The organism is Sulfurimonas sp., from assembly GCF_026991475.1.
Taxonomy (GTDB): Bacteria; Campylobacterota; Campylobacteria; order Campylobacterales; family Sulfurimonadaceae; genus Sulfurimonas.
Map to the genome: position 1 here is coordinate 1 of NZ_JALXBK010000128.1, position 9635 is coordinate 9635.

At 34.1% G+C, this 9635-nt stretch carries 9 protein-coding genes and 2 pseudogenes; 7 read left to right on the forward strand and 4 right to left on the reverse strand.

Features of this window, described 5'->3' with window-relative positions; all coding sequences use genetic code 11:
- Positions 1-121 precede the first annotated feature (121 nt).
- Positions 122-235: pseudogene (locus MV589_RS10825) on the reverse strand (desulfoferrodoxin FeS4 iron-binding domain-containing protein); the annotation flags it as partial.
- 164 nt (positions 236-399) lie between these two features.
- Between MV589_RS10825 and MV589_RS10830 the strand changes: the two are divergent.
- The 5 genes from MV589_RS10830 to MV589_RS10850 all read left to right on the forward strand — a co-directional run bounded on the left by MV589_RS10830 (position 400) and on the right by MV589_RS10850 (position 5169).
- The gene (locus tag MV589_RS10830; RefSeq protein ID WP_297434762.1) at positions 400-1647 is read left to right on the forward strand and encodes a serine hydroxymethyltransferase; all 1248 of its coding nucleotides are present in this window, start codon (positions 400-402) and stop codon (positions 1645-1647) included.
- Between the two features lie 9 nt (positions 1648-1656).
- The gene (locus tag MV589_RS10835; RefSeq protein ID WP_297434764.1) at positions 1657-2199 is read left to right on the forward strand and encodes a DUF1882 domain-containing protein; all 543 of its coding nucleotides are present in this window, start codon (positions 1657-1659) and stop codon (positions 2197-2199) included.
- Between the two features lie 71 nt (positions 2200-2270).
- Entirely contained in the window at positions 2271-2948 is a 678-nt protein-coding gene (locus MV589_RS10840; protein ID WP_297434766.1) for an SPOR domain-containing protein, read from the forward strand.
- A gap of 20 nt (positions 2949-2968) precedes the next feature.
- Positions 2969-4378: an anthranilate synthase component I family protein gene (locus tag MV589_RS10845; protein ID WP_297434768.1), complete on the forward strand. Its 1410-nt coding sequence runs from the start codon at positions 2969-2971 to the stop codon at positions 4376-4378.
- The gene (locus MV589_RS10850; RefSeq protein WP_297434769.1) at positions 4378-5169 is read left to right on the forward strand and encodes a shikimate dehydrogenase; all 792 of its coding nucleotides are present in this window, start codon (positions 4378-4380) and stop codon (positions 5167-5169) included. Before MV589_RS10845 ends, MV589_RS10850 begins: the two co-directional genes overlap by 1 nt.
- Here MV589_RS10850 and MV589_RS10855 read toward each other — a convergent pair.
- Genes MV589_RS10855 through mltA form a run of 3 tightly spaced genes read right to left on the reverse strand, consistent with a single transcriptional unit; the run spans position 5166 to position 7745 of the window.
- Positions 5166-6083: a phospholipase A gene (locus MV589_RS10855; RefSeq protein ID WP_297434771.1), complete on the reverse strand. Its 918-nt coding sequence runs from the start codon at positions 6081-6083 to the stop codon at positions 5166-5168. The genes MV589_RS10850 and MV589_RS10855 overlap by 4 nt on opposite strands.
- Complete coding sequence (gene recR / locus MV589_RS10860; protein WP_297434773.1) at positions 6080-6649, reverse strand: recombination mediator RecR; 570 nt, start codon at positions 6647-6649, stop codon at positions 6080-6082. The genes MV589_RS10855 and recR overlap by 4 nt, the downstream gene beginning before the upstream one ends.
- Positions 6642-7745, reverse strand: coding sequence for a murein transglycosylase A (gene mltA, locus MV589_RS10865; RefSeq protein WP_297434776.1), 1104 nt, complete (start codon positions 7743-7745; stop codon positions 6642-6644). Before mltA ends, recR begins: the two co-directional genes overlap by 8 nt.
- Positions 7746-7817: 72 nt before the next feature.
- On the opposite strand from mltA, the gene dnaJ reads away from it, so the two are divergent.
- Positions 7818-8942 (forward strand): molecular chaperone DnaJ, encoded by a 1125-nt coding sequence (gene dnaJ, locus MV589_RS10870; RefSeq protein ID WP_297434778.1) that lies wholly within the window; start codon positions 7818-7820, stop codon positions 8940-8942.
- A 4-nt stretch (positions 8943-8946) separates the two neighbouring features.
- A pseudogene (locus MV589_RS10875) lies at positions 8947-9536 on the forward strand (class II aldolase and adducin N-terminal domain-containing protein).
- The last annotated feature ends 99 nt before the right edge of the window (positions 9537-9635 follow it).

Genomic DNA, 9635 nt, shown 5'->3' on the forward strand with positions numbered 1-9635 from the left:
TGGAAAAAACCTGTTCCGATGATAAAATCTAAACTTTATGAACTAAATCAAATATTCAATCTTAAATTTTATGAGGAGAAAAATTAGTTAGGTGTTACTGTTAGACACAACTTTTAGGATATGTCTCAACCATTTGCATAGCCTCACCACAACAATGAAGTTCTCCGCCACCTACACTTTGCACTTCTACTATATTGCCACATTTATTACATTTATATGTTTCATATTCTCTCATGTTTTATCCTTTTTTGACGATGAATTAGTGCATTATTACACAGACAAACTTAAAGGAAAATTATTTTCCTTTAATTATTTTAGAGTGATAATAGTATTCAGAACTTTATTATTATATTTTTAGTACAATGAGCATATTTTAATTTTTACAAGGAATTTACCCCTATGAGTTTTTTAAAAGAGTTTGACGAAGAAGTATTTAACTTATGCGAAAAAGAGCTAGAGAGACAAACTGACCATTTAGAGATGATTGCATCTGAAAATTTTACACTCCCTGCAGTTATGGAAGCTATGGGTTCTGTTTTTACAAACAAATATGCCGAAGGTTACCCTGCTAAACGCTACTACGGTGGATGTGAGTATGCAGATGGTGTAGAACAATTAGCAATTGACAGAGCATGTGAACTTTTTGGTTGTAAATATGCAAATGTGCAACCACACTCAGGTTCTCAAGCAAATGGTGCAGTCTATGCAGCACTTATTAAAGCCGGTGATAAACTTTTAGGTATGGATCTAAGCCATGGTGGGCATCTTACTCATGGTTCTAAGCCATCATTTTCTGGTAAAAACTATAGTTCTTTTACTTATGGTGTTGAGCTTGATGGTCGTATCAACTACGATAGAGTTTTAGACATCGCTAAAATTGTACAACCAAAAATCATCGTTTGTGGTGCTTCTGCATATGCACGTGAAATTGACTTTAAACGCTTTCGTGAAATAGCTGATGAAGTTGGTGCTATTCTTTTTGCTGATATTGCACACATAGCTGGTCTTGTTGCAGCTGGTGAGCACCCTAGCCCATTCCCTCACGCTCATGTTGTTACGACAACAACTCATAAAACACTTGCAGGTCCTCGTGGTGGTATGATTATGACAGATGATGAAGATATTGCAAAAAAAATCAACTCTGCAATTTTTCCTGCTCTTCAAGGTGGACCATTGGTTCATGTTATCGCAGCAAAAGCAGTTGGATTTAAACATAATCTCTCTCCAGAATGGAAAGAGTATGCAAAACAGGTAAAAGTAAACGCAGCGATTCTTGCAGATGTACTTATGAAACGCGGATACAATGTAGTCTCCGATGGAACAGACAATCATCTTGTACTTGTAAGCTTTGTTGGCAAAGAGATCTCAGGAAAAGAGGCTGATGCAGCTCTTGGAAACGCAGGTATCACAGTAAATAAAAATACTGTTCCAGGTGAGACAAGAAGTCCATTTGTTACTTCTGGTATTCGCGTTGGTTCTCCAGCACTTACTTCTCGTGGTATGAAAGAGAAAGAGTTTGAGCTTATCGCAAATAAAATGGCTGATGTTTTAGATGACATAACAAATACAGATTTACAGGCACAAATCAAGGAAGAACTAAAAGAACTTGCACAAAACTTTGTAATCTATAACCAACCAACATACTAAGGTATTTTTATGACTGCCATGGATTTGAAACTTATAAAGATGGTGAGTGACCACTACTGGATCAAGCGTGATTCAGTAGTAGATAAAATCTCTTTTAAAGGGCGTACTTTTTATAATAAATTTGAAAAAGTAAATGCTCCTCTCACTCAAGCAATTATTAACAAACACATCAAAGGTGAAATCACTGTTGCACACTCTGTTGCAGACAAAAAAGGTGTGGTTGAAAACATTGTAATTGATTATAATGGAAGAGATACTGAAAGATTTTATCATCGTGCACAACTTCTTCTTCGTGAAGAGGGTTACATCAACTTTACAGCGTATGAGACAAAGACTAAAGGGCATCTACATCTTTATATTCATAAAGGACATACTACACTGCAAGAGGCTATACAACTTGGAAAGATGATAAGTATGAAACTTGCTGCTAAACAGCCAAAACAGTGGAAAATGTTTCCTAACAACGATACTCCTGAGGAGTACAACATACTGACACTCCCTTATGAGGTTTATGCAAAAGAGCGTGGGGCATCTTGGTCAAAACATATGTAAAATATGCTTATAGCTTGTAACATTGTAATATTTTTGGTATTATTGAAAAAATAAAAAATTGAGGTGAAATTATGGATGAGAAAAACGAACTGAGTGATATTGTACTAAACAAAGGTGGTTCATCAAATTCCAATAAAAAAATTATATTAGCTATTGCGACACTTGGCGTTGTGCTCATTGTAGTCGTTATGCTTATGAACTCAATAAATTCAAAAGGGACAGGTAATCTACCTCAAGCTGTTCTTCCTCCTGAACCAAAAGCACAAGTGGCAAGTGAAAATGCCCTCGATAAAGAACCTCTTTTTGAAGATGTTCCTGTAGTCCAAGAGAACAAACAAGAAGATACAAATCTTGACCATATTGCAAAAAAACTCAAGCAAGAGAGTGCAGCGACACAGGTAGAAAATATAGAAGAACCTGTAAAAACTACTCCAACTGTACAAACTGTACAAAAACAACAAAGAGTAGTAAAAGCTAAAGTTTTACCTAAAAAAGTTAAAAAAACTCACGAAAAAGTTGCAACGCTAAAGCATACTTATTTTGTACAAGTAGGTTCTTTTTCAATATATAAACCAAATAAGAAGTTTTTAAATTCAATTACAACACTAGGCTATAAATACTCTTATCATAAAATTAAAAATATCAATAAAGTATTGGTAGGTCCTTTTAAGACAAGAAAAGAGGCAAACAAAGCAAAAGCAATACTACGTTCAAAAGTTGTGCGTGGAGCATTTTTAGTTAAACTATAATTCATTACTTAAGGCATAAATTGATACATTCTAAGCAATTTACACTAGACCAACTCGCGCCCATAGCTGTTTATTCAGAACTCAAAAAGATGTTTGAAAATGAAATCACATATCTTTTTGAAAGTGCTGGGCAAAGTGAAGGAAATTACAGTTTTATCTGCATTGGGGCAAGACAAAGACTTCAATATATAGATAACAAAACAGTATATACTGACGAAAATTCTAAAACCACAGTTATAGATGAAAACCCTTTTGAGTTTCTCAAAGAGTATTATGCCAATATAGATACTACTATTTATAAAGAGGCAACAAAGAGATTAAATGTTGGCTATGTTGATGGTTTCATTGGCTATATCGGATATGATATGGTAAAGGTTTTTGAGCCAAAATTACAATCATTTATGCAAAATCTCAAAGATGAATTAAACACTCCTGATTTAGATCTTATTTTGCCGAAACTCATACTTGTCTATTCTCATAAAAATCATCAAATTACACTTATCTCAACACTTAGTGAATATGCAAATAAGTTTCAAAATATTGAAGATACCCTAAAAGGCACTTATACATACAAACACAGAGTTTATAATATTGGCGATGACAAAGGTACTCTCGCACACTCTAAAGAGAAATTTTTTGAGATGATTGACAAATCAAAAGAGATGATTAAAAGTGGTGATGTCTTTCAAATACTTATGACAAATCGTTTTACAAGAGATATTAAAGTTGACCCTTTTAGTTTTTATAGAATTTTACGTACCAAAAACCCCTCTCCATATATGTTTTTAATGGAGTATGAAGATTTTAGCATTGTAGGCTCTTCTCCTGAAGTTATGGTAAGACTTACTGAAGATGAGATTCTTTTGCGTCCAATAGCAGGGACAAGAAAACGCGGTGATACAAAACAGAGAGATAAAGAGCTTGAAATTGAACTACTTAATGATCCAAAAGAGCTGGCAGAACATCTTATGCTTATAGACCTTGGTCGTAATGATGTTGGTCGTGTTGCAAAAACAGGCAGTGTAAAAGTTGAAGATATAATGCACATTGAACGATTTTCTCATGTAATGCACATTGTCTCTGATGTAGTTGCACAGATAAGTAAAGACAAAGATATGTTTGATCTTTTTATGGCTACTTTTACGGCAGGGACAATGACAGGTGCCCCAAAAATTCGTGCAATGGAACTCATAGCAGAATATGAAGGAATTAAACGCGGCTTTTACAGTGGTAGTGTCGGTTACTTTGGATTTGATGGCAATATGGATAGTGCCATAACCATTAGAACAGCCATGGTAAAAGAGGACAAAGTTGTACTTCAAGCTGGTGCTGGAATAGTGGCTGATAGTCAAAATGAGTTAGAGTATCTTGAGGTAAATAATAAGCTCGGAGCCTTAATAACCTCTCTTGAAGATTTGGATAAAAAATAGTGCAACTTTTCTCAATATTTGGTAATCCAATCGCACACTCGCGTAGTCCTTTAATGCACAACTCTGTTTTTAAACACCTCAACTACAAAGCGTGCTACACCCGTACACTTTTAAAGGATTCTTCAAAACTAAAAGAGACTTTTTTTAAACTCAAACTCTCTGGTGCAAATGTTACTGTTCCTCATAAAGAGGCTGCGTTTAAGGCCTGTGATGAAGTACGCGGCTTTGCCAAAAAAATTGGTGTTGTCAATACTCTCATTAATGAAAATGGCAAACTTATTGGCTACAATACTGATGCAGACGGATTTTTATTTGCTATTGGTGAATTTAAAAATATCAAAAATATTTTAATTATTGGTGCAGGTGGTACAGCAAAAGCACTTGCAATCCGCTTTTTAGAAGAGGAAATCAATGTCTCTGTACTCAATAGAAGTACAAAACGACTTGCGTATTTCAAAGAGTTTGGCTGTAAAATAAGTTCTTGGGATGATTTTAAAATAGCATCTTATGATTTGGTAGTAAATACAACAAGCGCTGGTCTTGAAGATGACTCCCTACCTGCACCAAAAGAGCTACTTGAAGAGATTTTAAATAATACCAGATATGCAGCCGATGCAATTTATGGCAAAGTCACACCTTTTTTACAACTTGCCTCTAAACATAAACTTACGTATAAAGATGGTGCAGATATGCTTCTAGGTCAAGGTGTTCTCGCAAATGAACTTTTTACAAATAGTAAACTTGAAAAAGAACAAATCAAATTTTATATGAAAAAAAGCTTCAAGCTTTAACGAGAAAAGCTAAATCCTATAGATAGCTTTGTTACATTACGATTATAATCGATCAAAGACTCCCCATATCCACTAAAAAATTTTATATAGAGATTCGTTTCATCTTGAAGAGGGTATGAATATGTTGCCTCTAATGCTCCCTTAAGTGTTCCAACATTCCCTCTTCCCATAAAGGTCAATATACTTTTTTTATAAAAATATGTAAATTTAACCTTGCTATACCCTAAATAATCCATAATATCAGGATTATCACTCAGATTTGCTCCCGTTCCCAGTGGAGCTTGCAATGTCAAATCTATAATAAGTGTATCATGCTGCATTCTCATTGTAGAATAAAAATAATTTATACTTTTAGAAAGATTTTTCATTTTTTCTCCATCTACATAGACATTTGAGGTGTTTGGTTGACCATTAGACATATGGGCAATGGAAAACTTTACTGAACGTATTTTCACAAAATACTTATCGTCATTTACAGGAAATACAACAAATCCTTCTGGATTATAATTTGTTTCTCTAAATGGCGCAGAATAAGTATATAACTGCCAAAAAGATTTATGTGAATAAGCAAGATAATAGGAGCCCTGCAGAGCAAACAAATTTTTTGCTATTTTACGCTTCAAACTTACCTGTAACTCTGCTTCGATATTTCTATAGTTAACTGGACGACCATTTGAGAGATACTTTTTATTTGCATAACCATAAGGGAGTAAGTAGTTTACCTTGTATGCTTCAAGAGCAATACCACTAGTAAGCCATTTCTCCATACTCTCTTTTGACTCATCATTTTTAATATGTTCTACATCGATTTTACTCTTCGTTCCATCATATTTTTTAGCAGGTTCACAAAATTTATAATCATCAGCATAACTATGTACAAATAAAAGCAACAGTAGTAAAAAAATTCTCATCATACACTCACCCTATCTTCTAATGCTCTTGTTAAAGAGAGTAAATCAATATTTTCCAAACTCACACCCGTTGGAACACCTTGAGCAATTTTTGAAAAATTAATCTCATAACTACTCAATTTATCTTCAATATAGAGTATAACTGCATCATTTGAAATAGATGGAGTCAAAGCGAAAAGAACCTCATGCACACCATTTTTAGCAATATCTTCTAAATGCTCAATACTCAATTCTTCTAAAGAGTCCAAAACAAAATACTTTCCATCAAATAGCCCATTTTCTTCTAAAAGTAAAATGTCTTTGGCATTTTCGACTATACATAAGAAAGAGCTATTGCGAGACTCATCTGAGCAGATATGACACAGCTCATCTTCACTCATTCCACCACACTCTCTACATTTCTTCAAACTGCCTATGGCATCTTCAATCGCATGTGATATTTTCATACCAGTATAAGTGTCATTCATTATCATATAGTATGCAAGTCTTGTTGCCGATTTTTTTCCTATTGTAGGAAGTTCACCAAGAGCATCTACAAGCCTGTTAAATTTTTCTAGCGAATTATTCATTCATAAATCTTTCTTCTTTTGGTAAAATTATCCACATTTTCAGAGGTGCTTTAAGCTTGCCTGCTGTTTGCATTGCCGCCTCTCCGCTTCCTAAAAAATAGTCTACACGCAGAGGACCTTTTATAGCACCCCCAACATCTTGTGCAAAAACAAATTTATCAATTTTTCTGTTTTTAAAATTTGAACTTAAGTATAACATACTTCCAAGTGAAATATATTGACTATCAACTGCTACAGAGCTTTTTGCTCTTAATTGCAAACCTAGAGCACCAGTTGCACCTTGACTGCGCTTAGCAAAGAAAATCATCTTTTTATTTTGGTTAAGAACAGTGTCGATTTTTTTAGGATGTGCTTCCAACCAGGCTCTTATTGATTGTAAAGAGATATTATTTGCAGATATATCTCCATTTTTTATAAGGTATTTACCAATTGAACTATATTTATATCCATTTTGATTAGCATAACCGACATATATTGTTTTATTGTTATCCAAAATAACTTTTCCAGAGCCCTGCACCTCTAAAAAAAATCTATCTATCTTTGATTTACAGTAACATATAACAGAGCTATTAATATCGCTGCGTTTAATCTCTGCTCTACTGTCATAAGGAACAACTCTATTTCCCTCTAATCTTCCACGAAGCCTGTAATGTTTCAGCTCTGGGTAAATAGCACTTAAATCCACGCTCACTAAATCTTTTGGCGTACAATAGAGTGGGTATTTGTACACACTACTCTTTGTAAGGGAGCCTTGCAGTTCTGGTTCATAATAGCCCGTAAGTAAACCCTCATTTACACCATTTTTCTTATAAACTCGATAGACTTCAAAATTATTGAGTAAAAACTCTTTTGCATTACTGATATTTTTTGCTTCTTGACATAAAGAGCCATATATTTTTTGCGCTTTAGTGATTCTGCAATTATTTATAAAATCATCTAAAACATGTTGAAAATTATTTTTTTGTAAAGCAGGAAGTTCACTAAACGCAGCAGGTACAACATAAGTATTTCGAAGTTTAGGTAAAGGTGTTTCTACCTGCTTGGAGCAGCCTAAAATAAGGAGTGACAAAACGAGAATTATTACATTGCTTTTCATAAAAAGAATTATACAAAAACTCACTGAAAAATTTGCTATAATTGCAAAAAAATTAAATAGGATTTTACGACAATGGAAAACCTAAGCTATTATGAAATATTAGAAGTATCGAGTGATGCTGATAAGAGTACTATTAAAAAAGCATATAGAAAAATGGCAAAACAGTATCATCCAGATAAAAATGCTGGTGATAAAGAGGCAGAATTTAAGTTCAAACTTGTAAATGAAGCATACCAGTGTCTTAGTGATGAGCAACAAAGAAGTGTTTATGACCGTTATGGAAAAGAGGGACTCCAAGGAATGGGAGCTGGTTCTCGTTCATCTTCTGGTTTTGATGATTTAGGCAGTATGTTTGAAGAGATGTTTAGCGGCTTTGGCGGAGGTAGTGGCAGAAGACGCCAAAATCCTGCAGATATGGACAAGTATCCACTTGACATCAATGTAGATATGTACATTAATTTTAATGAGGCTATCTTTGGATGTGAAAAAGAGATAGAGTTCACTTACAAAAAATCTTGCCAAAAATGTAAAGGCACTGGAGCAAAAGACGGTAAACTCTCAACCTGTTCACAATGTAAAGGTCAAGGTCAAATTTACATGAAACAGGGTTTTATGACATTTTCACAAACCTGTCCAGTTTGTAATGGAACAGGAACTGCAGCAACAGACCCTTGTAAAACTTGTAATGGGCATGGCTATGAAGAGGTGAGAGAAACAGTCAAAATCAGTGTGCCAAAAGGTATTGACAGTGGTAATCGCTTAAGAGTATCAGGCAAAGGAAATATTGGTAAAAAAGGGCATCGTGGTGATTTATATGTCACTTTTGAAGTCAAACCAGACAAACATTTTATAAGAGATGATAATGATGTTTATATAGAGATCCCAGTATTTTTCACACAGGCAATCAAAGGTGATACACTTACAATTCCATCACTAACAGGAGAACTAGAACTCAAACTTGATGTTGGAACAAAAGACAAACAACGCTTTACTTTTAGAGGTGAGGGAATAGAAGATGTTCATGGACATGGTAAAGGTAATCTTATTGCAGTAGTAAATATTCAATACCCTAAAAAGCTTGATGATGAACAACTGGAACTTTTAAATAAACTTCAAGAGTCATTTGGAATAGAGTCTAAACCACATGAAGGTGTTCTAGATTCTGTAATAGACAAAATGAAAAGCTGGTTTAAATAAAAATATGAATAAAGAGCACCTTAAAAATCAGCTCTCAAACCTTGCTCTTTCAATGTTTAGAAAAGATTTTTTTGGTATCTATCATGGTTCTATCTCTGCAAAAACAGGTACAAGCCGCTTTCTAATAAATAGACAAGAGGCTGTATTTGATGATATAAATGAAAATAGTCTTATTGAGCTCTACTTTAAAAAAGATTATAGATGGAAGCAAGCGAGTATTGATGCCGATATACATTACAGTATTTACTCTAATATTTCAGAAGCCAAGTATATCTGTTTTACAATGCCGCAATTTACAACTGCCTACTCTCTTAATCACAAGATTATTACACCAATGGATTACTTTGGTTACAGTAAAATTGGTTCTGTTAAAATTTACAATCCTAAACAGTTTGATGACTGGTATGATAGAGCACAAAGCGAAATCACGCACTACTTTCAAAACAATAAAACAAATATTATAGTTATTAGAGGCTATGGAGTATATGCATATAGTAGAGACCTGCATGATATGGCGAAAAACTCGCCATACTAGAGAAGAGTTGCAGACTTTTAATGCTCCAAGGCTCTAGTGCTAGCTTTGATTTTGATTAGAGATTTTTCACTGCCTCGTAAGCAGTATCCATCATTATATCTATCTCTTCTTTTTTGATGATATAAGGTGGCATAAAATAGACAATATGCCCAAGTGGT

What these genes read in the sequence shown, in the direction of transcription:
- MV589_RS10830 (WP_297434762.1), top strand. Translation starts at nt 400, where the DNA reads ATGAGTTTTTTAAAAGAGTTTGACGAAGAAGTATTTAACTTATGCGAA.
- MV589_RS10835 (WP_297434764.1), top strand. Translation starts at nt 1,657, where the DNA reads ATGACTGCCATGGATTTGAAACTTATAAAGATGGTGAGTGACCACTAC.
- MV589_RS10840 (WP_297434766.1), top strand. Translation starts at nt 2,271, where the DNA reads ATGGATGAGAAAAACGAACTGAGTGATATTGTACTAAACAAAGGTGGT.
- MV589_RS10855 (WP_297434771.1), bottom strand. Translation starts at nt 6,083, where the DNA reads ATGATGAGAATTTTTTTACTACTGTTGCTTTTATTTGTACATAGTTAT.
- recR (WP_297434773.1), bottom strand. Translation starts at nt 6,649, where the DNA reads ATGAATAATTCGCTAGAAAAATTTAACAGGCTTGTAGATGCTCTTGGT.
- mltA (WP_297434776.1), bottom strand. Translation starts at nt 7,745, where the DNA reads ATGAAAAGCAATGTAATAATTCTCGTTTTGTCACTCCTTATTTTAGGC.
- dnaJ (WP_297434778.1), top strand. Translation starts at nt 7,818, where the DNA reads ATGGAAAACCTAAGCTATTATGAAATATTAGAAGTATCGAGTGATGCT.